The sequence below is a fragment of the Algoriphagus sp. TR-M9 genome (genome assembly GCF_027594545.1).
GTDB classification, from domain to species: Bacteria; Bacteroidota; Bacteroidia; order Cytophagales; family Cyclobacteriaceae; genus Algoriphagus; species Algoriphagus halophytocola.
In genome coordinates this window covers 2,043,864-2,067,147 of the sequence record NZ_CP115160.1, presented here as the reverse complement: position 1 = coordinate 2,067,147, position 23,284 = coordinate 2,043,864, and the positions used below count along the sequence as shown (strand labels likewise).

19 protein-coding genes and 1 tRNA gene are annotated in these 23,284 nt (G+C 42.0%); 18 read left to right on the top strand and 2 right to left on the bottom strand.

Features of this window, described 5'->3' with window-relative positions:
- The first annotated feature begins 3 nt into the window (after nt 1-3).
- From PBT90_RS08980 to PBT90_RS08970, 3 genes are all read left to right on the top strand, one after another.
- Entirely contained in the window at nt 4-351 is a 348-nt protein-coding gene (locus PBT90_RS08980; RefSeq protein WP_264810063.1) for a hypothetical protein, read from the top strand.
- Between the two features lie 144 nt (nt 352-495).
- A complete protein-coding gene (locus tag PBT90_RS08975; protein WP_270132823.1) occupies nt 496-1,458 on the top strand; it encodes a YheT family hydrolase in 963 nt (320 codons plus the stop codon).
- A 52-nt stretch (nt 1,459-1,510) separates the two neighbouring features.
- Nucleotides 1,511-3,028: an FMN-binding glutamate synthase family protein gene (locus PBT90_RS08970; protein ID WP_270132821.1), complete on the top strand. Its 1,518-nt coding sequence runs from the start codon at nt 1,511-1,513 to the stop codon at nt 3,026-3,028.
- Between the two features lie 81 nt (nt 3,029-3,109).
- Here PBT90_RS08970 and lhgO read toward each other — a convergent pair whose 3' ends face one another.
- Nucleotides 3,110-4,312: an L-2-hydroxyglutarate oxidase gene (gene lhgO, locus PBT90_RS08965; RefSeq protein WP_264810060.1), complete on the bottom strand. Its 1,203-nt coding sequence runs from the start codon at nt 4,310-4,312 to the stop codon at nt 3,110-3,112.
- A gap of 166 nt (nt 4,313-4,478) precedes the next feature.
- On the opposite strand from lhgO, the gene PBT90_RS08960 reads away from it, so the two are divergent.
- From PBT90_RS08960 to PBT90_RS08915, 10 genes are all read left to right on the top strand, one after another.
- Nucleotides 4,479-6,956 (top strand): DUF5686 and carboxypeptidase-like regulatory domain-containing protein, encoded by a 2,478-nt coding sequence (locus PBT90_RS08960; protein WP_264810059.1) that lies wholly within the window; start codon nt 4,479-4,481, stop codon nt 6,954-6,956.
- Nucleotides 6,957-6,982: 26 nt separating this feature from the next.
- The gene (locus tag PBT90_RS08955) at nt 6,983-7,552 is read left to right on the top strand and encodes a hypothetical protein (protein ID WP_264810058.1); all 570 of its coding nucleotides are present in this window, start codon (nt 6,983-6,985) and stop codon (nt 7,550-7,552) included.
- Between the two features lie 70 nt (nt 7,553-7,622).
- Nucleotides 7,623-8,843, top strand: coding sequence for a 6-bladed beta-propeller (locus tag PBT90_RS08950; protein ID WP_264810057.1), 1,221 nt, complete (start codon nt 7,623-7,625; stop codon nt 8,841-8,843).
- 109 nt (nt 8,844-8,952) lie between these two features.
- Complete coding sequence (gene thrS / locus PBT90_RS08945; protein WP_264810056.1) at nt 8,953-10,902, top strand: threonine--tRNA ligase; 1,950 nt, start codon at nt 8,953-8,955, stop codon at nt 10,900-10,902.
- Nucleotides 10,903-10,987: 85 nt separating this feature from the next.
- Entirely contained in the window at nt 10,988-11,542 is a 555-nt protein-coding gene (infC, locus tag PBT90_RS08940; protein ID WP_264810055.1) for a translation initiation factor IF-3, read from the top strand.
- Nucleotides 11,543-11,567: 25 nt separating this feature from the next.
- Nucleotides 11,568-11,762, top strand: a complete 195-nt coding sequence (rpmI, locus tag PBT90_RS08935; RefSeq protein ID WP_057936298.1) for a 50S ribosomal protein L35 — start codon at nt 11,568-11,570, stop codon at nt 11,760-11,762.
- A 112-nt stretch (nt 11,763-11,874) separates the two neighbouring features.
- Nucleotides 11,875-12,219: a 50S ribosomal protein L20 gene (rplT, locus tag PBT90_RS08930; RefSeq protein WP_264810054.1), complete on the top strand. Its 345-nt coding sequence runs from the start codon at nt 11,875-11,877 to the stop codon at nt 12,217-12,219.
- A gap of 656 nt (nt 12,220-12,875) precedes the next feature.
- Nucleotides 12,876-13,430 carry an RNA polymerase sigma factor gene (locus PBT90_RS08925; RefSeq protein WP_264810053.1) on the top strand — a complete coding sequence of 185 codons (555 nt, stop codon included), beginning with the start codon at nt 12,876-12,878 and terminating at the stop codon, nt 13,428-13,430.
- The gene (locus PBT90_RS08920) at nt 13,427-14,263 is read left to right on the top strand and encodes an energy transducer TonB (protein WP_264810052.1); all 837 of its coding nucleotides are present in this window, start codon (nt 13,427-13,429) and stop codon (nt 14,261-14,263) included. The genes PBT90_RS08925 and PBT90_RS08920 overlap by 4 nt, the downstream gene beginning before the upstream one ends.
- Nucleotides 14,260-16,965 carry a M43 family zinc metalloprotease gene (locus PBT90_RS08915; RefSeq protein WP_270132810.1) on the top strand — a complete coding sequence of 902 codons (2,706 nt, stop codon included), beginning with the start codon at nt 14,260-14,262 and terminating at the stop codon, nt 16,963-16,965. Before PBT90_RS08920 ends, PBT90_RS08915 begins: the two co-directional genes overlap by 4 nt.
- A gap of 83 nt (nt 16,966-17,048) precedes the next feature.
- Here PBT90_RS08915 and PBT90_RS08910 read toward each other — a convergent pair.
- Nucleotides 17,049-17,122: transfer RNA gene (locus PBT90_RS08910), tRNA-Met, on the bottom strand.
- Nucleotides 17,123-17,473: 351 nt separating this feature from the next.
- Here PBT90_RS08910 and PBT90_RS08905 point away from each other — a divergent pair.
- The 5 genes from PBT90_RS08905 (at nt 17,474) to PBT90_RS08885 (ending at nt 23,235) form a co-directional block, all read left to right on the top strand.
- Nucleotides 17,474-17,869: an START-like domain-containing protein gene (locus tag PBT90_RS08905; protein WP_264810050.1), complete on the top strand. Its 396-nt coding sequence runs from the start codon at nt 17,474-17,476 to the stop codon at nt 17,867-17,869.
- 71 nt (nt 17,870-17,940) lie between these two features.
- On the top strand, nt 17,941-19,725 hold the full coding sequence (locus tag PBT90_RS08900) for an LptF/LptG family permease (RefSeq protein WP_264810049.1): 1,785 nt from the start codon (nt 17,941-17,943) through the stop codon (nt 19,723-19,725).
- A gap of 60 nt (nt 19,726-19,785) precedes the next feature.
- Complete coding sequence (rpsO, locus tag PBT90_RS08895) at nt 19,786-20,061, top strand: 30S ribosomal protein S15 (protein ID WP_264810048.1); 276 nt, start codon at nt 19,786-19,788, stop codon at nt 20,059-20,061.
- 101 nt (nt 20,062-20,162) lie between these two features.
- Nucleotides 20,163-22,304 (top strand): polyribonucleotide nucleotidyltransferase, encoded by a 2,142-nt coding sequence (pnp, locus tag PBT90_RS08890; protein ID WP_264810047.1) that lies wholly within the window; start codon nt 20,163-20,165, stop codon nt 22,302-22,304.
- A gap of 67 nt (nt 22,305-22,371) precedes the next feature.
- Nucleotides 22,372-23,235 carry a sigma-70 family RNA polymerase sigma factor gene (locus tag PBT90_RS08885; RefSeq protein WP_264810046.1) on the top strand — a complete coding sequence of 288 codons (864 nt, stop codon included), beginning with the start codon at nt 22,372-22,374 and terminating at the stop codon, nt 23,233-23,235.
- Nucleotides 23,236-23,284 lie beyond the last annotated feature (49 nt).

The window sequence follows — 23,284 nt, the reverse complement described above, 5'->3', positions numbered from 1 at the left end:
TTAATGGAAAAAGTGTACCCAGATCTCTCCTCACTCATCGAAGAAATGTCCGATGGAGATCAAGACTTCCAAAAGGAATTGACACAGGCTATTCTGCTTGGTTTGGAAGAGCTCAAAGTCAAATATGCAGCAGGTTTAGAGCAAAAAAACGAGAACATCATTCAGCAGATCAGGCATAAAATCAAACCAACTCTGGTGATGTTTGGCCTGGCACCCATCATAGACGAAATGCAGGTGGGAAAGGAGCTGCTAGAGCAAAAAGGCTTCGACACTGAATTTGAGCTACACTATCAAAAGCTGATGAAGGAAGTAGAAGTGGCGATCCAGTGTGTTACAGCATTGATAGATTAGGCAAAAAAAAGGAGCTGGCACCCGCCGCTCCACTTTTTTTAAACATTACCCTATGAAGAATTTTACGCTAGCAAAGGTATTCGATTCACCTCAGTCAGGCTTTAAGGGAAAATGAAGTTCCTGTAAACTTTTAATTTTGCAGCTATGCCCCTGATTCAATCCACCTATATGGGCCCTCCAGCCTACTTATTTAATGGTCATTTGGAGACTATTATTCCTAGTCTTTTCCGAAATGTGATGGATGTCAACTATTCCCGGGAAAAGATCCATACCACCGATGGGGATTTTCTAAACTTGGATTGGTCTAAGGTGGGAAGTGATCGCCTCCTGTTGATTTCTCATGGTTTGGAAGGGGATTCCCAGCGGCATTACGTGCGGGGAATGGTGAAGTTATTCAATTCACAAGGCATAGATGCTTTGGTTTGGAACAATAGAACCTGTGGTGGAGAAATCAACCTCAAACCGATTCTCTATCACCATGGGGCTAGTTATGACTTAGAAGATGTAGTAAATCATGTGTTGAAAACTCAGCAATACCGGGAGATTTATCTTTCCGGAATCAGCATGGGAGGCGCCCAAACGCTCAAATACCTGGGTGAAAAAGGAGCTGACCTGCCAGCTGAGATTACCAAAGCTGCAGTCTATTCCACTCCATGTAATCTTCCTTCTTCAGCTGCCACACTTAAATACCGGTCAAATCGGTTTTATAAAAATCGATTTCTGGGTAAACTCAAGAAAAAAATGGCTGCCAAAGCCCTTCAATACCCGGAACTTATAGATTTAGAGCTACTGAATACAGTAGAGGATTTTGATACTTTTGACACGTTTTTTACTGCCAAGCTGCACGGGTTTAAAGATGCGGCTGATTTTTATCAGGCTGTGAGTGCAGATCGATGGATGCCTCATATCAGCATTCCTACTCTGATCATCAATGCCACCAATGATCCCTTGCTAGGTCCAGCTTGCTATCCCATTGATCTGGCGGAGCGTAAATCAGAAATTACCCTGGAAATGCCAAAAAGGGGTGGACACACGGGATTTATCAAATATGGCGAGGAGTTCACCTGGGCCGAAAAAAGAGTGTTGGATTTTCTGGTCAATTCCTAGCCAGCCAACTCATATTACTATATTGTAAGCTCAACATCCAAAACAGATTATTATGAGGAAAATGTTCTTTGGGAGCTTGATCCTGCTGACCCTTCTTACCTTTTTTTTGATGTGGTATTTTCAGTTTGTGCAGTTCAAGTTTGGTTATTTTATTCTTGGCCTGTTGTTGGTGCTTTTTGCAATTGGGATATATGACATCACGCAGAAGAAACATGCTATTTTAAGGAATTTCCCGGTCATCGGGCACTTCAGGTACTTATTGGAAAAAATAAGTCCGGAGATCCAACAATATTTTATAGAAACCAATACCGACGGAACTCCCTTCAGCAGAAATATACGCTCGCTGGTTTACAGACGTGCAAAGGGAGTAAATGACACACATCCCTTTGGGACACAGAAAGACATCGGTGGGGAAGATTACATGGCTTTAAGACATTCCATTTATGCGATTCATAATATGGAGGAAGATCCACGGGTGATGATTGGAAATGAGCAATGTAAGCAGCCCTATTCCTCATCTATTTTTAATATATCAGCCATGAGCTTTGGGTCCCTGAGTTCCAATGCGGTAAAAGCCCTTAACATTGGGGCTAGAAAGGGAGGTTTCAGCCATAATACAGGAGAAGGGGGCATTTCTACACATCACAGGCAAGGCGGTGATTTGGTTTGGCAGATAGGTACCGGATACTTTGGCTGTAGAGATGAGCATGGCAATTTTGACCCGGAGAAGTTCAGGGAAAAAGCCAATTGGCCAGAGGTAAAAATGATTGAGATCAAAATCTCACAGGGTGCCAAACCCGGTCATGGAGGAGTGCTGCCCGGAGCTAAAAACACCGAAGAAATTGCTGAAATCCGTGGTGTGGTGAAGGGTACTACTATACTTTCACCTCCGGCACACAGTGCGTTCAGCTCTCCATCGCAGCTCATGGATTTTATCTCCAAGCTTCGGGACTTATCCGGAGGAAAACCAGTAGGCTTCAAGCTTTGTGTGGGTCGTACAGAGGAGTTTACCGCGATTTGCAAAGAAATGGTAGCCAAGAAAGTTTACCCTGATTTTATAACAATTGACGGGGCAGAAGGAGGAACAGGAGCTGCCCCTTTGGAATTTTCAGATAGTGTAGGGCTGCCCTTAGAGCCCGCGCTGATTTTTGTGAGAACTTCCCTGGAGAAATTCCAGATTCGTGATAAGATAAAAATCATTGCCTCCGGCAAAGCTATTTCGGCCTTCGCCATCATCAAAAACATCGCCATAGGTGCTGACCTCTGCAATTCAGCGAGAGGATTTATGTTCAGTGTAGGATGTATTCAGGCTTTGCGCTGCAATACCAACGAATGTCCTACAGGAGTAGCAACCCAAAAGGCCAACCTCGTTGGGGGCCTAGTCATTTCAGACAAGTCTGAGCGGGTGTATAAATTTCACAAAAACACCGTCCACGCCGTGCAGGAATTGCTGGGAGCATCTGGGCACAAGCATACCTCAGAACTCAGTGCGCATGATCTGGTGAAAGGTGATGAGATGATCAAGTTGGCAAATCGATACTTGCCTGATTCAGTGAATACTCAGGTTTAAGGCTATCTCCATACGACGTAAAGATGCTTAGATGGTTCATGACCTGCCTGACGGTAGGTAGGCTTGGACTACTACAGCAGTTTAAGAAAACCTCTTCAGTGCTAATTCAGCGACAGTTCCACCAATAGCCAGAGAACTGGTAGCTGCAGGAGAAGGGGCATTGAGTACATTGATAGCATGCGAGGACTCACGGATAGCAAAATCATCCAACAATCCTCCTGTTCGGTCACATGCCTGAGCACGCACACCTGCGCCTCCATCTGTGAGGTCTGATTCCTGGATTTCAGGAATCAATTCCTGAAGGGCTTTGGTGAAAGCAGCTTTGGAAAATGAACGGTACATCTCCCCAAAACCAGTTTTCCAGTATTTGGCAGCTACTTTCTGGAATCCAGGCCAGGCCAAAGATTCTGTGAGCTCTTGCAGGTTGATCTGGGATTTCTTATAACCTTCCCTGCGGAAAGCTAAAACAGCGTTGGGACCCGCTTCTACGCCTCCTTTCATCATTCGCGTGAAGTGTACTCCGAGAAATGGAAAATTCGGATCCGGGACAGGATAAATCAGGTTTTTTACCAAGTACTCTTTGTCCTTCTTCAGCTTATAGTATTCCCCTCGAAATGGGATAATCTTTACATCTAGAGGATCTGACTCATTCATCTGTGCCACCTTATCTGAGTAAAGTCCCGCACAGTTGATCACCAGTTTACTTTGGAAGCTTTTACTTGAAGTCTCTATATAATTGACTCCTTCTTTGTGCTTAATTTCCTGTACTTTATGTTTTAAAAAAATCTCTCCTCCTAGCTGTACTATCTTTCTCCCATAGGCTAATGCGACCTTGTAATAGTCCACGATTCCGGTCTGTGGCACGTGTATGGCAGCCACTCCCGCACAGTGCGGCTCGTATTCTTTCAGCTCTTCTATACTGATATATTTGGTGCCTTTCAGTCCATTCTGGAGCCCACGCTCATATAGATTGTTCAGCAGGGGTTTTTGCTCTTCGCGTGTAGCCACTACTACCTTGCCGGTGATTTCAAAGGGGATTTTTTCCTCTTGGCAAAAATTGATGAGTTCATGATAGCCATTGATGCAGTTGGTGGCTTTCAGGGAACCGGGTTTGTAATATAGCCCGGAGTGGATGACACCACTATTATTGCCGGTTTGGTGTTTTGCCAATTGGTCTTCTTTTTCCAATATGGCTAACTTAAGATCTGGGCGACTTTTTAGAATTTTAAGCCCTGTAGCTAATCCTACTATTCCTCCTCCGATTATAACTATATCGTAAACCATATATTCCTTTTTGAAAGCCCAAATATACCCATCAGTTTTACAAAATTCCTTTCAGGATAAGTATGCTTTTCGGCGAGTGGTAGGATTTTTTAACTGCATCCATGCAGATTTGATTAAGTATTGAATTTATTTTGCAGCAAATTGTTCTTTGTGCAATCTAGATTTCATGCTCCGAACCACCCTTATTGCCTTACTTTTTCTCATCAGCACCCATTCCTTTGCCCAGTTTATAGTCAAGGGCAAAGTGACTGATTCCGAAACAGGAGACCCTATTCCCTTTGCTTCTGTGATTTTAAAGGGGACTACCACCGGGATTTCCACTGACTTTGAAGGGTACTATCAAATCGAAGCCAGGAGTCTGACAGATAGTATTTCGGCGGCCTACCTCGGTTATATCTCAGCCAGCAAACTCCTGCAAAATGTGGCAGAACAAACGGTAAACTTTCAGCTCAAACCTTCGGATTTTGAAATGGAAGCCTTTGTTTTTGAAGCTGGGGAAAATCCGGCTTTTGAAATTATCCGACGGGCAGTAGACCGGAAAAAGGACTTTGACAAGCGCTCCTTAAGTGCTTATGAAACAAAGAACTATACTAAAATTGAAATTGACATAGATCATGTCTCAGAGGAGTTTACCCAGCGCAAGACCGTCCAGAAAGTGACTGCGGTTTTGGACTCCATCCAGCAACTGACCAATGACGAGGGAGAGAAAATCCTGCCTGTCTTTTTCTCCGAAACCCTCTCCAAATTTTACTACAGAAACAATCCGGAACTCAAGAAAGAGATCGTGGAGAAGTCAAAAATCACCGGAGTAGGGATCACGGATGGCTCGACGACTTCACAGATCACCGGTTCCGCCTTTCAGGAATACAATTTTTACAAAAACTGGCTGAATATCGTAGAAAAGGAATTTGTGTCACCCATCGCAGATGGCTGGAAAAACTTTTACGATTACGATCTGATGGATTCCGTGTTGGTGGGGAAGGACTCCTGCTATATTCTGCAGGTGTATCCGCTCAGGGAGCAGGATCTGGCGTTTTCCGGTACCATCTGGATCAATAAGGAAACGTATGCGCTCAAACAAGTGGACCTGTCTATTCCAAAGGAAGTGAACCTGAATTTCATCGAAAGAATCAAGATTCAACAGGAATTAGTGCCTACTTCTGCAGGACCGTTGATTCCGTCAAAATCAAGGGTACAGATCAAAATAGGCCAGGTAACTCCCAAAACTGCCGGCTTCCTGGCTAAGTTTTACACCTCGGCTGATAGTATCCGAGTAGGTGAACCCAAGCCTACTTCCTTTTTCAACCAGGCGGTAACCCTAAAGGAGGATTATAATATAGCCGACGAGGAATTTTGGGCGGCAAACCGACAGGATCCATTAAGCCAAGAGGAGCTGGCGGTCCTACAAATGGTGGATACCTTAAAGCGCATTCCGATAGTTCGCTTCTTTTCAGAAGGCCTAAAATTCTTTGGTACAGGCTATCTGAACGTGGGGAAAGCAGATATTGGACCCTGGCCAGGCTTTTTTAATTATAATAATATTGAAGGAGTTCGTCTGGGAATGGGTGGGAGAACCTCTTTGAAATTCAGCAATAAGTGGGAAATCAAGGCTTACGGAGCTTATGGATTTAAAGATGAAAAATTTAAATATTCCACGCAGGTTACCCGCATATTGGACCGTTTTCATTGGACTACTTTATCGCTCTCTGCACAGAAGGAAATCGATCAGGTAGGCCTGGAGATCGCAGAATTGCAGGATAACAGTATTTTTCTTGCGGCCAGTAGATTCGGAACCCTTCGAAGGCCATTTTTCAATACCAACCAAAAACTGGAATTCCAGCGGGAATTTTTCAAAGGCTTTCTGTTTTTCTCCAATTTCAAACTAAGTCAATTTGATCCCCTTTTTGACTTCTACTACCTGGAAAAAGGAACAGGGGAGTACAGGTCTGATTTTGAAACAACTGAGGCAAAAGTAGGGCTAAGATATGGCAGGGATGAGATCATTATTATCAATGACAATGAACGTTCCTCCTTTGGTCCTTCTAAATGGCCGATCCTGCAGGCCACATATGCCAAAGGTTTCCAATGGCTGGGAGGAGATATCAACTATTCTAAACTGACATTTTATCTCTATCAGCGACTGAATATGGGAATGCTGGGCGTGTCCAGGTATGAGCTGGATGCCGGGAAGATCTTTGGGGAAGTGCCTTATCCTATCCTCAAAAACCATCTGGGCAACGAGACCTTGTTTTATACCTCTGCTGCTTTCAATACAATGAATTTCAATGAATTTGCTTCAGATCAATATGCAAGTTTGAGGTATAGACATTTCTTTGAGGGGTTTCTCTTGAATAAAATCCCGCTGGTAAAAAAGCTGAAATGGCGCGCCGTGGCCAATGCCAATGTACTATTTGGATCTGTAAGCCAGAAAAATGTAGCTAATTCACCTACTGTGGATCCTTATGGCAATCCGCTGGAGACCTTTGGCCGGTTGGATCCCAAGACTCCGTATGTGGAGCTGGGGTATGGTATAGAGAATATCTTCAAATTCTTCAGAATTGATTTCTTTCATCGGATCACATATCTGGATCATACTGATGCTAAGCCTTTTGCGGTAAAAATTTCGGGACAGATTATACTGTAGTTACTGTTTTTTTTTATCTTAATCAGATGAAAACCTGTATCTATTCAATAATTCCCAAAATAATTTTTGTTTTAATCCTGATTTTTCCGGTTTCGCTTCATTGTTTAGCCCAAAGCGAAGCGGAGACCTTTACCGCAAGAAATGCGCTGTATTTGGAATTCGGGGGTAACTCTGGACGATATGCAGTAAACTACGGGAGAATTATCCATCAAAAGGAAAAGCTAAAGCTGAATGTAAGCGTTGGCTTTTCGATGTGGCGTCATGGGACTCGAAGATCTAACTATTGGTTGCCCGTAGTACCTATGGAAATTTCAGCCTTTTGGGGTAGATCCAATCATCATTTGGAAATAGGAGCCGGAGTTACCTCCATATTAGAACCTAGCCCCACTACAGATCCAGTGACTTCCGAGATTGATGATCAGATCGTATATAGTGCAGCAGTTATTTTCAGAGTGGGTTATCGCTATCAAAAACCGGAAGGAGGGTTCTTTTTCAGAGCAGGTTATACACCATATTTTAATTTTGCAGGGAAAGCTGATGGGAACCCCACATTCCAGGCGATATTGGGAGGTGCAAGTTTCGGATGGAGTTTTTAAGTGCAAAATGTCTATGAAGCCCAGAGATTTAAAGAACCTTTTTAACAAGCATTTAACCAATCAGGATATAATGAAGCAGACTTACACTTTATCGGTACTTTTTATGTGTTATATTTTTGTTTCCTGCTCATCAGGTGAAAAAGGGAATTCAGCTGCGGGAAATGATGAATTGGAAATCATCAAAGTCGACCTCTCAGAAGCGAGAGAGGGAAAACTCTCCGAATTCTTTGAGCCAGAGATCGAATACATCTGGCTGAAGGATGATTCTGAAGAGGCGCAATTGAATGCAGGTTTACATCAAATTAGCTTCTCGGAAGATAGAATTTTTACCTTGGATATTTTTGGTTGTAAGTGTATCAAAGTTTTTGACAGAAGTGGCAACTACTTAAATAACATCAAAGCATACGGGGAGGGGCCGGGGCAGTATTTGGATTTGGATAAGTTTATGGTAGTCATGGATGAAATCATAATTTCAGGTGTACATCCACCTAAGTTGATGTGGTTTGATGTTGAAGGAAATTTTATCCGTGAGGCAAAGCAGAAAATCCATATTTCATCGGTAGCCTATGACGAAAATGCCGAGAGATACTATTTTTTAAAGTCTATCCACGAAGCAGAAGATTTCATGGTAATGAGTTTAAATTCGGAATTTCAAGACACTTTATATATGGTTCCTAGATATCCAGATCAGTATTTTGGGAATTATTCCAGTAGAGATTATTTCATAAACAATCAGGACCATATTTATTTTTCCATGACATATCATGACACTATTTATAAAGTTCAGGAAGGTGAATTTATGCCACAATTGGTTTTGGATTTTGGAGAGTATGGTCAAGACCTTAATGAGTTTAGGAAAAAGATGGATGAATTGGAAGGCTTGGAAATGATGGATTTTATCAATAAAAAGACCAAACTTCAATTTGTCCCTAATTCTTGGTTTCTGAATGAAAACTACTTTTACTCAGTTTTTAAATACGAAGAAAAGTCCTATAATGTCTTTTTTGAAAGGGAAACTCAACAGACTTCTGTGATCGATTGGATTATCCAAGATGATATTGACAAGGGATACAACCCTTATTCTATAAATTATCATTTTGATCAGAATAAAGTTGGAAATAAAGTTTCCGGGAAGTCTCTTTACAAAGAACTACAGAAAAAGAAAGCCGAACTTGGTCAGGAGGGCTTCGAGGAATTTGTAAATGGTAAAGGGAAGAACTTTGCTGAAGCAGCTTTTGCGGCTAAGGACTCTGAAAATCCAGTGCTGATTGTTTATACAGTTAAAAAATAACCTCTCATTTCCATATTCCCTTCCCATATATTTTTTGATTGGAGCGCACTTGTGCATATTTGCAACTTAATCTTTATGCCCCTTTGTATGGGCAGAACTAATTTTACACATGTCACAACTAATTAGAATCACCCTTCCAGATGGCACTGTGAAGGAATTTGAAAAAGGGACTACCGGACTACAGATTGCTGCAAGTATCAGCGAGGGTTTAGCCAGGAATGTTCTAGCCGCAAAAGTAAACGGAGAGGTTTGGGACGCTACCCGACCTATCCATTCTGATGCTTCCATTCAATTATTAACCTGGAATGACGGAGAAGGTAAAAATACTTTTTGGCACTCTTCCGCTCACTTGCTTGCAGAAGCATTGGAAGCACTTCATCCAGGTATCAAATTCGGCATAGGACCTCCGATCGAAACAGGTTTCTACTACGATGTGGATTTCGGTGATAAGACACTGGACGGCTCGGAACTCGAAGCTATCGAGAAGAAAATGATCGAGCTGGCCAGGCAAAAGAATGAATTCATCCGTACTGATATTTCCAAAAAAGATGCAGTAGATTATTACCAGAAGAAGGGCGATGAGTACAAGCTGGATCTTTTGGAAGGCCTTGAAGACGGTTCCATTACTTTCTACCAGCAAGGTAACTTCACAGATCTCTGTAGAGGACCTCATATCCCAAATACGGGTTTTGTGAAGGCTGTAAAGCTCACCAATATCGCGGGGGCTTATTGGAGGGGAGATGAAAACCGAAAAATGCTTACCCGTATTTACGGTGTCACTTTCCCAAAAGCCAAGGAGCTGAATGAATACCTGGCAATGGTGGAAGAAGCCAAAAAGCGCGACCACAGAAAGTTGGGTAGGGAATTGGAGCTTTTCACCTTTTCAGAGAAAGTTGGCATGGGCTTACCTTTATGGCTTCCAAAAGGTACCTTGCTTCGTGAGCGTTTGGTTAATTTCCTGAAGAAAGCACAGGATAAGGCTGGATATCAGCAAGTAATTACTCCGCATATTGGGCACAAGGTGCTGTATGAGACTTCTGGTCACTACGAAAAGTACGGCAAGGATTCTTTTCAGCCTATTGCCACGCCACATGAGGGAGAGGAGTTTCTACTGAAACCAATGAACTGTCCGCATCACTGCGAGATTTATAAGCATAAGCCTCATTCTTATAAGGAGTTACCGATTCGCTATGCAGAATTTGGAACAGTTTACCGCTACGAGCAAAGTGGTGAGCTTCACGGCTTGACCCGTGTTCGAGGATTTACTCAGGATGATGCGCATATTTTCTGTAGACCCGATCAGGTGAAAGAAGAGTTTATCAAAGTGATAGACTTGGTGCTATATGTTTTCAAGGCTTTAGGTTTTGAGGATTATACAGCACAGATTTCCTTGCGAGATCCTGAAAACCCATCCAAGTATATAGGTGGAGACGAAGCTTGGGACAAGGCAGAATCTGCCATCATCGAAGCTGCTGAGGAAAAAGGTCTAGATACCGTAACCGAACTGGGAGAAGCAGCCTTCTACGGACCTAAGTTGGACTTTATGGTCAAGGATGCTTTGGGCAGAAAATGGCAGTTGGGAACTATCCAGGTAGATTATCAATTACCAGAACGGTTCCAATTGGAATACATAGGTTCCGATAATCAAAAGCACAGGCCGGTAATGATTCACCGGGCACCTTTTGGTTCATTGGAGCGGTTTGTAGCGGTATTGATAGAGCACTGCGGAGGTAACTTCCCGCTTTGGCTATCACCGGAGCAGATCAATATTTTACCTATTTCTGAGAAATTTGTAGATTATGCCGAGGAGATCAAGACCATTCTGGAAGAAGCCGGGATTACTGGGTCTATCGATAACAGAGACGAAAAAATCGGCCGTAAAATCCGTGATTCAGAGGTGAAGAAAGTTCCCTTTATGCTGATTGTAGGAGAGAAGGAGCAGGAAGAACGTAAGCTATCAGTGAGAAAACACGGGGAAGGCGATCAAGGTAACTTCTCACCGGAGGAGTTTATAAAGTACTTTCAGGACATTATTTCAGTTTCATTGAGCAAAGGGTAAAAGGTGTATTATTTGCACCGACTTTTCTTAATTGGAAATAATTCCGATATTTGCATCCAATTTCATAAAAACAATCAAAGCAAACTTGAGAAACAACAGACAACCGTATAGAGGTAGACAAGAAGAACCTTACAAAGTAAACCAGAAAATCAGAGCTCGCGAAGTGAGGGTAGTGGGTGACTTTGTAGAAGGAGGCAATCAGCTTCTTCCTACAGACAAAGCAATCAAACTCGCCAAAGAGCAGGATCTGGATCTGGTGGAGATTTCTCCGAATGTCGATCCTCCAGTTTGTAAAATTCTTGATTATGCGAAGTTTAAGTACGAGCAGAAAAAGAAGCAAAAGGAGATCAAGTCCAATGCTGCAAAGATTGTCCTGAAAGAAATCAGATTCGGACCGAATACTGATGATCATGATTTCAATTTCAAATTGAAGCACGCCATCAACTTCCTCAAAGAAGGGGCAAAAGTAAAAGCATACGTACACTTCGTAGGCCGGAGCATTGTCTTTAAAGAAAGAGGAGAGATGTTGTTGCTGAAATTTGCCCAGGCACTGGAAGACTATGGTGCAGTGGAGCAACTGCCAAAGTTGGAAGGAAAAAGAATGAACATCTTTATCGCACCGAAGGCGGGTAAAAAATAAATTTCAACTAAATAAATACAGCAAAATGCCAAAGGTAAAAACCAAATCAAGTGCAAAGAAGCGGTTCGCATTGACGGGAACCGGCAAAATCAAAAGGAAACACGCTTTCAAGAGCCACATCCTGACCAAGAAAGCTACCAAAAGGAAGCATAACTTGACCAAAACTGGTCTAGTACATGAGTCTGACGAAGGTAGAGTAAGAGACATGTTGAGAATCTGATTTTCGACTGTAGCTTAACAAATTAATTAATTAAGGTTTATTTATTCACCAGACGCCCAGGTATTAAAGATCCAGAGAAATCCGGACACCGAGTGTCAAAAAACAAAAAACTATGCCTAGATCGGTAAACGCAGTAGCGTCAAGAGCAAGAAGAAAAAAAGTGCTAAAGGCCACCAGAGGTTACTTCGGAAGAGGTAGCAATGTATGGACCGTAGCCAAAAACAAGTATGAGAAAGGTTTACAGTACGCGTACAGAGACCGTAAAGCGAAGAAAAGAGAATTCAGAGCTTTGTGGATTCAGCGTATCAACGCAGGTGCAAGAATGCACGGCGTATCTTACTCACAATTAATGGGATTATTGAAGAAAGCTGATATCGAGCTAAACCGTAAGGTTTTGGCAGATTTGGCTATGAATCACCCAGAAGCATTTAAAGCTGTTGTTGAAAAAGTAAAATAAGGTCGCACTACCTTGTTTTATAAAAGCCTTCCCTCGGGGAGGCTTTTTTGCTTTTGAGCTATAAATCAAATTTGTGAGTTGACCATCATCCACTACCTTCTTGACTGTGTGCTGGGGCGTAGCGGATATGATGCTGCATTTTATAGTGTAATGGTTTTGAATATTTCTGAAAGCTTTGGATGTAGCTCGGATGCCAAGGTATTTGATTTTTGATCCAATGGGGAAATTAATTCATCCGAATGCCTCAAGACCAGATACCGGGGAAATACGGTCATTTTTAGACAGGCGTATGCTGTAAAACAAAACTGAAAATGGCCTTGGGAGTTCATCGTCTGGTCGAAAGTAGTACTAAATTTTCTTTCGCTGATAGGATCACAATTTTGCACAAATGATTAGGGATTGATTAAATAGATATGTTTTATCTGATTATCCGCAATGATGCCAGTGGCCATATTTTCCTTGGTTTATTGGCTTGAAGACCGATGACGGATGACCGAAGTAGCCTCAATGCTAGTGTTGACCAAATCCTATAATGCTTTAGTCTCTTTACTGGCAGAAATGCGGATATACATATATTTTAAAATTATTTCACATTTGGCTGTATCTTTTTGCAAGAGTTGCATTATATAAATGTGTCTAACCATGAGTTACTTTTTATGCAAAGTGGAATTTCGACGAGTGAAGAATTTCTGATTAAGCAAGCTAAATCAGATCCCTCTCATTTTCGAGCACTTTATGATCTATATTTTGAAGAGATTTTTCGGTTTATTGTTAGACGGGTGGGAGAGCTGGAGATTTCAAAAGATATCACCCAGCAAGTGTTTCTCAAAGCACTGATAGGTTTGGAAAATTACACTTACAAAAACATCCCATTTTCTTCCTATTTATACCGCATAGCTACAAATGAGTGTAATCAGTTTTTCAGAGACAGCAGAAAAGTACGCTATGTATCCATTGATGCTCAGGACCAATCATCTCTTTTCACAAAAATAGAAACTGAAAAATCAATTAATGAAGACGATCTAACTAATCTCCAGGAGGCACTTGAAAAGCTGTCCAGTGAAGAGCTTTTAATGGTAGAGCTTAGGTTTTTTGAAAAAAGAAGTTTCAAAGAGATCGGGTTTATTCTCAATATCAGTGAGAACCTGGCCAAAGTAAGAACCTATAGGATTCTCAAGAAAATTAAAAAGGTACTAGAAAAAGAGTCATGAAAAACAAGGTCGAAATTATAGATTCAGTCTATCTCGAACAACTGGATATTGAAAAACATAAAGATTTTGATGCAATCCTCAGGGACTATAATGCAATGAAATCAAAGTCATTCAATTGGCGCGGCCCTTTCCTTTGGGCTTTGCTGGCACTAATCTTTTGCAGCATTACGGCATTATTGCTTTTAAACGGTACAGATCAAGACATAGAACAGGATGATAAAGTCTCTCAAAGTATGGATCCGCCTACAGATCTGCAGACTGACCATCAGCAAAAATCACGCTCAAGCAGAATAATGGTTGACTCAATAAGCCAAGAAAAGAACAAAAAACCAGAAAAAAGCCAACAAGATAGACAGCATCCATCCTCAACTAAAGCAACAGAAGAACCAGAAGATATAGTTATAGAAGTTCCTCCATTAGTATCTCCGGAAATTGAGATTCCTGAAGAATTATTGTTGGACATGCCTGATGAAACTGAAGTCAATACTTCAAAAGGAGGAGTAAAAAATCCAATGAATGCAGAAATCAAGCTGGAAGAAGCCTATCCAGTTGATGGATTTGAAAATTTATATACCTGGTTTGAGGCGAACATCACATACCCGGAAGAGTATAGAAAAGATGCTATAGAAGGTACTGTGAAAGTATCTTTTCTGCTCAATGAAGACAGCACTATTTCAGGCATCAGCGTATCCCAGTCCTTAGGAGATGCTTTTGATGGTGAAGCCATTCGGCTGATAGAAAACATGCCAAAATGGGTGCCAGCGAAACGAAACGGAATCCCGTTTTCTAAAAGATTTGTTTTACCGATTGGTTTCAAGGTGGAAAAACGGTGAGCAGGTTAACACTATATCTATTTATATTTTTTACGCTAGTAATCAATGCTCATGGACAAGTTTCCTCCAAGGGTTTTTCTGATTTCAAAGGGGAAACACTATCCAGAAATGAAAGGATCGCACTAGCAGAAGAATTCAAATCATGGAGTGCCAAACAAAACAATTTGGGAAGTAGCGCCGATTTGGAAGTTTGGACTGTCCCTATTGTCTTTCATGTTCTTCAGGAAGGAACCCCATCTATTTCAGTTTTTGAAAATGCCGTGAATGAACTCAATGATGCGTTTGCAAACCGGGGGAACTTCAATACCCCTCAGGGGGTGGATACTAGTATTCAATTTTGCTTGGTGGCTACAGCCCCAGATGGAGGAGCGACCACTGGAGTGAATCATATTCCGGGTGATTATCAGAACACCGATATGGATTTGGATCATGCCGGTGTGATTAGCCATTCTACTAAATGGGATGAGACCAGATACCTGAATGTGTGGCTGGTCAATGAAATCACGGGAGAAGCTGTAGCCTACTACGAAGGGAAAAATTGGTGGACAAGAATTGGTGTTGCGGGATATGCATCAGGTGATGGGGTAGTGGTAGAATCTGTCGGTGCTGGACTTTTGGCACATGAAATCGGGCATTATTTTGGCCTAAAACATACCTGGGAAGGAATGGATTGCAAAAATGATGATTGTCTGGTGGATGGAGATATGGTATGTGATACGCCGCCGGATAAAAGTGTATCAGTGCCCTGTGGCGACAATTCCTGCGATACAGATGTTTTGTCGAATTTCAGTAATCAGACATTTTTTACGGATGTCCCGGACATGAGCAGCAATTTTATGGATTATAGTCCCTGCCCAATAGATTTCACTTGGGGACAGGCAGAGCGGATGCGCTTTACCCTTGAAAGAAACTTCCCTTCATTATTTTCCAGGGGAACTTCACATCCACTGTGCGAATTGCCCTGCGACGATGATGCTAGTGTGCAATTCTTCCTTGATAATGAATATCCCAAGCCAGGAGAAAATGTTTTGTTTACCAGCGAACTTTCCGGTAATAGTATCAATCCGATTTACAAATGGTATGTGTCTGAAGATGATGGAGAATGGACAATGAATGATAATGGGTCCAGTGAGGTATCTGGATCAGCAGATTTGACATATTCCTTTCCTCAGGTAGGCTTATTTAAGGTGACACTTCAGGTTTGGGATGCCGACAATAGCTCATGTTTTGTGTCATTTTCCATGAATGTGGATGTCAGTTGCGGAGTGGATGCCAGATTCTATCCAGATAAGCGCTTGATCGCTTCCAAACAGCCGCATGCCTTGTTTACAGACTCTGTGTTATTCACGAACCGTTCTTATGGAGCAGATACCTATGAGTGGGTGGTTTCACATCAAAATTTCAACCCAGCTTATCAGAGCCTGCCTACTTTTTATTCCAACGAGACAGATTTGAGCTATTATTTCAGAGAACCTGGAAATTATCAAATCACTTTGATTGCAAGAAACGGAAACTGCGAAGATGTGAGCAATACTTTTCCGCTAAGAGTAGATGACCCCACCATAGACGGAAAGCCTGAAATAAGTGAGGTAAGCTGTATTAACGAAGATGCTTTTCAAGTTGCCTTTACACTTTACAACTATGGCTACGATACCATTAATGTCAACACACCCGTGGCATTTTACGATGCTGACCCCAGCCAATCCACAAGTGCAAACCTGCTTGGGGTATGGAACTTGCCAAAGATTGTATATGGATTCGACAAAGAGGATTTTTCTGCTTTTATAAATGCAGATATCCGTGCACTTTCGAAAATTTATATAGTGTTCAATGATACAGGTACAACTGAGCTGCCCATCGAGTTTCCGCCTGGAGATTTAAATCAACTTAGTGTAAATACTGTGTTTCCTCCATCAGGATATTCTGAGCTTGACTATGACAATAACTACAGTACGGATACGGTAAGTGTAGAAATTACTTCTCCTATAGAAGTAGCATACGAAGTGGATCAGCCCACCTGTGCAGAAAATGCAGATGGAGCGATCCGGATCAGTGTGAATGGAGGATCAGGAGTCTATAAGTTTGCTTGGGATCATGATCCGGAACTTACTTCAGGTTCTGTAATTGGCCTTGGTTCCGGTAATTATAGAGTCGAAGTAAGTGACGTCTCTTCCTGTGATTTTGAGATATTGGAGATTTTTTTAGAGAGTTCGCCACCCATGCAGGTGACTTTTGTTCAGAAAAACCCAAGTTGCCCAGATACGAGCGACGGAGAATTGGTCGCTGAAGTTACTGGTGGTGTAGCACCCATTAGTTATTTATGGGAAGATGGAAACACTACTAATACACGCACTGGGCTATCGTCTGGAACCTATTCATTGACAGTTACTGACTCTAATGGCTGTGTCATTTCTGCTATGGGTGAATTGGCCAAAGTTGCCCCTCAGGTAAGAATGCCAACTGGATTTCTTCCTCAAGATGGTCTTTATCTCCCTGTTTTTAACTGTGGGATATCTTTTCAACTGATGATCTGGAATAGGTGGGGGCAATTAGTGTTCTCCGGGTCAGAGGGCTGGGATGGACGGGTAAACGGGGAAGAGACTGCTGTGGGAAGCTTTGCCTACCTGCTCCGATATAATTACTCACAAAATGGAGCCATCCAACAGGATGAGAAGAGGGGAGCCTTTGTTTTGATCCGATAGGATCGATTTTGTTTATTCAGAAAATCCAAGTTTTCCATAAATATTTAAAAACAAAAAAAGGCTTCCGTTTCCGAAAGCCTTTGTAGCGAAGACGGGAGTTGAACCCGTGACCTCAGGGTTATGAATCCTGCGCTCTAACCAACTGAGCTACCTCGCCATTTTATAATTTCTTTTTAATATTTCAATTGGGAGATTTGAACTCCCGTCCGCCGTGGCGGATATGAATCCTGCTCCCGATAGCCATCGGGATACCTCGCCAAATAATATTTTAATAGACTGAATTCAAACTGTTTCCTTTTGGTCTGACTTTATTCAGGCATTGATTTTTGAAATTAATGCCTATATTAAAGCGCAGTCGAAAAACAATTCAAAATGGCTGATAATCGTATATCATCAACTCAGAAAACCTCCCTTTCGAATGGGAATGCAAATATGAGGTCTTGTAATGTGAAATGCAAGTTGACGTTCTTTAAAATTTGATTTTTTATCTAATGAAATTACCCAAATCATGGCCAAAAATAAGTTTGTAGCTGATTATCAAATCAATGCCTCCAAGAAAATAATTTTCCAATATTTAAGCACAGCAAGTGGATTGGGGGAGTGGTTTGCTGATGATGTCAGAATCAACGAGGATAAACACTATATTTTCGATTTTGACAATGAAAACCATTACGCTAAATTGGCATCGATCAGAACCAATTCCCACGTGAAGTTTGAGTTTTACGACCCCGGCTCACCCGATGAATCAGATCATGCATACATAGAATTCAAACTGGAGGAAAATGAACTCACCCAGACTATGTTTTTGAAAGTGATCGACTATTCAGATGGCTATGACGAAGAAGAGCTGATTGCCATCTGGGATGGACTGATCGGAAAACTGAAAGAAATAATTGGTGGGTAAATTCAATAGTATTCACCAAATTTGAACTCTGACTCTAGCTGTGACGTAATGCAGTAGGAGTAGTTTGAATAATGAAGAAACTTGATAAACTTATACTTGGGTCTTTTTTAGGCCCATTTTTATTGACCTTTATTGTCGTCGATTTCATCCTGTTGACCGTCAACATGCTGAAGTATTTCGATGAGATTTTTGGTAAAGGACTGAGTTTCTGGATTTACATGGAACTGATCGGTTATTTCGTGATCAGTATTTCTCCCATGGCACTTCCCCTAGCGGTGCTCTTATCCAGTTTGATGACCTTTGGTAACCTGGGAGAGCACTTCGAGCTTACAGCCATTAAAAGTAGCGGGATATCCCTGCTCAGAGCACTTCAGCCTATTGGGATTTTCGTGATCACCTTATCCTTTGCAGCCTACCTATCCAATAATTATCTGGTACCCAAGGTTAACCTGAAAACCTTTAGTCTGCTCTATGATATCCGCATGAAGTCACCTGCGCTGGACATCAAGGCTGGAGTCTTTTATGCAGGTATTCCGGGATATAGCATCAAGGTCAATGAGAAAGTAGGAGAGAATGGGCTGAAAGACATCCTCATTTACAACCACTCCAGTGGTAGGCAAGGTAACCTGAATGTAACTTTGGCAGATTCAGGAAGGATGGAGCCGTTTTTCAATGAAAACTACATGAAGCTGACCTTGTATCATGGTAAAAATTACGAGGAGGCCCGCCAGTCTAGGGGCATACGGGAAAAGCCTGTTGAATTCAATCGTACCACCTTTGATGTGAATGAAATTGTGTTCGACTTGAATTCATTTAAGTTAAATAGAACTGCCGAAGATGCCTGGTCTACCAATCGCTCCATCAAGAATATTTCCGAAATCAGAGTAGGCTTAGACTCCATCAATACTTTGGTCAATGATAAATTGCATCAAAGCTACCTTACAGCGGAAGGGATTTATCCATTTTTCACAAGAGATAGAAAGCTCAAGCCACTGCCACATATAGCAGCCAGAAAAGAGCGGGATGATTCCATAAGAGCCGAAAAGTCAAGGCGGGAAAAGGAGTTGCTCGAGAAAAACAGCCAAGAAGCCGAGGAGGATACTGTATTGGATACTTTGGAAAATGACAAACTCGATCCAGCAGAGAGGCGTCTAGCCGGCGGAATTTCAACTACTGAGCAAAGCCCGAATGCTGTAACTGCCGCTGCGGATGTACCCGTTACCGATTCGCTTTTCCAGGACGAGGATTTGACCACGCCTGAACGTACCGCTGCTGATTCTGCCAGGATAAAAAGAATTGCCGCAAACAAGAAAAAGCCAGAGCTAAGAACTGCCCCGCTCACTGCTGCTGAATATGCCACCCTTGATTCCATGGTGACCAGCAGGGAATATGAGCGTACGGCCATCAATATGGCATTGTCGAACTCCCGCAATTTGAAAAACACCTTTGCGATCAAAAAATCGGAAGTAGAGAATTACCAACGGGAGTTTAGAAGGTATGAGATTGCCTGGTTCCAAAAATACACCCAGGCCTTTGCTTGCTTTGCCATGTTCCTGATCGGAGCGCCTTTAGGGGCTATTATCAAAAAAGGGGGATTGGGCATGCCTGTATTGGTATCCATTATCTTTTTTATAGTGTATTACATGCTTACCATTACGGGAGAGAAATGGGCCAAAGAAGGAATGGTGGACTCTTTCTTTGGAACTGCATTTTCAAATCTCTGCTTATTGCCGTTTGGGTTGTTTTTTGTGAAACAAGCCAGAAAGGATGCCAGACTCTTTGAACCTGACTTTTATGTCAACATTTGGAACAGCATACGGAAGCGGGTAAAACTTCTTCAGTCAAAAGAGAAATAGGTTTTTATTATTTCAAATTTAACGCTACCTTTGTGGTTGTTTTATAAAATTTAGCTAAACATGTATTTATCCTCAGAGAAGAAACAAGAGTTATTCAAGAATCATGGACGGTTAAAATCTGCTACTGACACAGGATCTCCTGAGTCTCAGATTGCCCTCTTTTCACACAGAATCAAGCATTTGACTGAGCATTTGAAGTCAAATAAGAAGGATCACTCCTCAAGACTTGGTTTGTTGAAGCTGGTAGGTAAGAGAAGAAGCCTATTGGACTACCTTCACAAAAATGACATCGAGCGATACAGATCAATTATCGCCGAGCTAGGAATCAGAAAATAACCAATTTAGTAAGGTTCTCTTGATGGAGAACCTTACTTTTTTCATTTTTAAGGTTATCAGAATACTTTTATCACTAACGACGCAAAAACTAACAATTATTTATGTTACCGAATTTAATCACCAAGACCATCACGCTAGAAGATGGCAGAGAAATTACAATAGAAACTGGCGCCTTGGCTAAGCAGGCTGATGGTTCAGTAGTAGTGAAGATGGGCAAAGCTATGCTTTTGGCTACCGTGGTATCCAAAAAAGAAGCTGGAGAAGGGGTGGACTTTTTACCGATGTCTGTAGATTATCAGGAAAAATTTGCCTCCTCGGGTAAAATCCCTGGAGGATTTTTGAAAAGAGAAGGAAGACTTTCCGACTATGAAATTTTGATCAGCCGTATCGTAGATAGAGCGATACGACCTATTTTCCCAGATGATTACCATGCCGATACGCAGATCGCTATCACATTAGTATCAGGAGATGAAGATGTGCTTCCAGACGCATTGGCAGGGCTTGCAGCATCTGCAGCATTGGCCGTTTCCGACATTCCGTTCAATGGACCTATCTCTGAAGTGAGAGTAGCGAAGATCGACGGCAAACTGAAAATCAATCCTACTCCTACAGAGTTGGAAAATGCCTCTTTGGAATTTATCGTAGCAGGCTCCTTGGACTTTATCTTGATGGTAGAGGGTGAGGCCGACGAGATCCAAGAAGATGAAATGGTGGAAGCCATGCAATATGCTCATGAAGAGATCAAGAGACATTGCCAGGCTCAAATCGAGCTTACCAAAATGGTAGGTAAGGAAGTAAAAAGAGAATACAATCACGAGAAGTCTGATCCAGCACTTTTTGATAAAATGAAAGCTGAGCTTTATGACAAGCTTTATGACGTTGTAAGCAAGCAAATCCCGAATAAGTCAGAGCGTTCTGCATTGGTAAAAGAAATCAAAGAAGCTTTTGTAGAAAGCCTGGGAGAAGAGCATGAATATGAAGCAAGTCTAATTGGGCCATATTTCAGCAAAATCCATAAAGAAGCTGCGAGAAACCTGACACTGGACGAAAAGAAGCGACTAGATGGCAGAAAGCTAAATGAAGTACGTCCTATCTGGTCTGTAGTTGATTATTTGCCTTCCGCTCATGGTTCAGCAGTTTTCACCAGAGGAGAAACGCAGTCATTGACCACTTGTACACTTGGTACCAAGATGGATGAGATGATGGTAGATGGAGCTACAATCTCCGGATACAATAAATTCTATCTGCACTATAATTTCCCTGGATTTTCAACTGGTGAGGTAAAACCAAATAGAGGACCGGGTAGAAGAGAAGTAGGTCATGGCAACCTAGCCATGAGAGCTTTGAAAAAAGTGCTTCCGGCAGACACCGAGAACCCATACACCATTCGTATAGTTTCTGATATCCTGGAATCTAACGGATCTTCTTCCATGGCAACTGTTTGTGCTGGTTCACTGGCATTGATGGATGCTGGTATACCGATTAGATCTGCGGTGACTGGAATCGCGATGGGAATGATCTCCGATGCTAAGACCGGTAAGTATTCCATACTTTCGGATATTTTGGGAGACGAGGATCACCTAGGAGATATGGACTTTAAAGTAACAGGTACATCAAAAGGTATCACCGCCTGCCAGATGGACTTGAAAGTAGAAGGCTTAGATTATGCCGTGTTGAAGGAAGCTTTATATCAGGCCAAAGAAGGAAGACTTCATATTCTGGATGAAATTACCAAGACTCTGGCAGCTCCTAAACCTGACTTGAAACCTCATACCCCTAGATCATTCATCATGTATATTCCTAAGGAATTGATAGGTGCAGTGATCGGCCCAGGCGGAAAAGTAATTCAGGAAATCCAAAAGGATACCGGAGCAACTATCGTCATCGAAGAGATCGACAATCAAGGTAAAATCAATATATTCTCAGCCAATCAGGATAAACTTAACGCCGCACTTTCCCGTATCAAGGCGATCGTGGCGCAGCCTGAAATCGGAGAGACTTATACCGGAAAAGTGAAAAATATTCAACCTTTTGGCGCATTTGTGGAATTTATGCCGGGTAAGGATGGTTTACTTCATATCTCCGAGATCAAGCATGAGCGCGTAGAGTCTATGGACGGCGTGTTAGAGCCAGGAGAAGAAATTATGGTTAAATTGATCGATATCGATAAGAAAACTGGCAAATTCAAGCTTTCAAGAAAGGCTTTATTGCCAAAGCCGGAAAAACCTGCACCAAAAGCATAAGGTAATCCGAAACAATTGATTATTTTGATCTATTAAAAATATTAAATTTCACAAATCATTATCCTGAATGAGGCAGCTAAAAATTAGCAAACAGATTACCAACAGAGAAAGCCAGTCCCTTGATAAATACCTTCAAGAGATAGGAAAGGTAGACCTGTTGACAGCAGATGAAGAAGTAGTTTTGGCTAAGAGAATTAGAGAAGGTGACCAGTTGGCCCTTGAAAAACTCACCAAAGCCAACCTTCGTTTTGTAGTATCAGTTGCCAAGCAATACCAAAATCAAGGACTTTCCTTGGGAGATTTGATCAATGAAGGTAATCTAGGATTGATCAAAGCTGCGCAGCGATTTGATGAGACTCGTGGGTTTAAATTTATCTCCTATGCAGTATGGTGGATCAGACAATCCATCCTTCAGGCACTAGCCGAGCAATCCAGAATTGTACGTCTTCCGCTGAACAGAGTAGGATCCTTGAATAAAATCAGCAAAACATTTAGCGAATTAGAGCAAAAATTCGAGCGTGAGCCATCTCCAGAGGAACTTGCAGAAGTGCTTGAGGTGACTGCTAATGAAGTAGTGGACACCATGAAGATTTCTGGCCGTCACGTCTCCATGGATGCTCCATTTGTCCAAGGTGAAGAAAATAGCCTTTTGGATGTTTTGGAAAATGATGGGGATGAAAAGCCAGATGATGGGCTAATGAATGATTCTCTTCGTAGAGAAGTACAGCGCGCACTATCTACCTTGACCCAACGTGAAGCGGATGTAATCACACTTTACTTTGGCTTGAATGGGGAGCACGCGATGACCTTGGAAGAAATAGGAGAAAAATTCAACCTAACCAGAGAACGGGTAAGGCAAATCAAAGAAAAGGCCATTCGTCGACTTAGACACACATCTAGGAGTAAGACGCTGAAACCTTACCTTGGATAGAAATACTACATAAAAGGGGGTTTTTAACCCCCTTTTTTAGTTTTAAGCT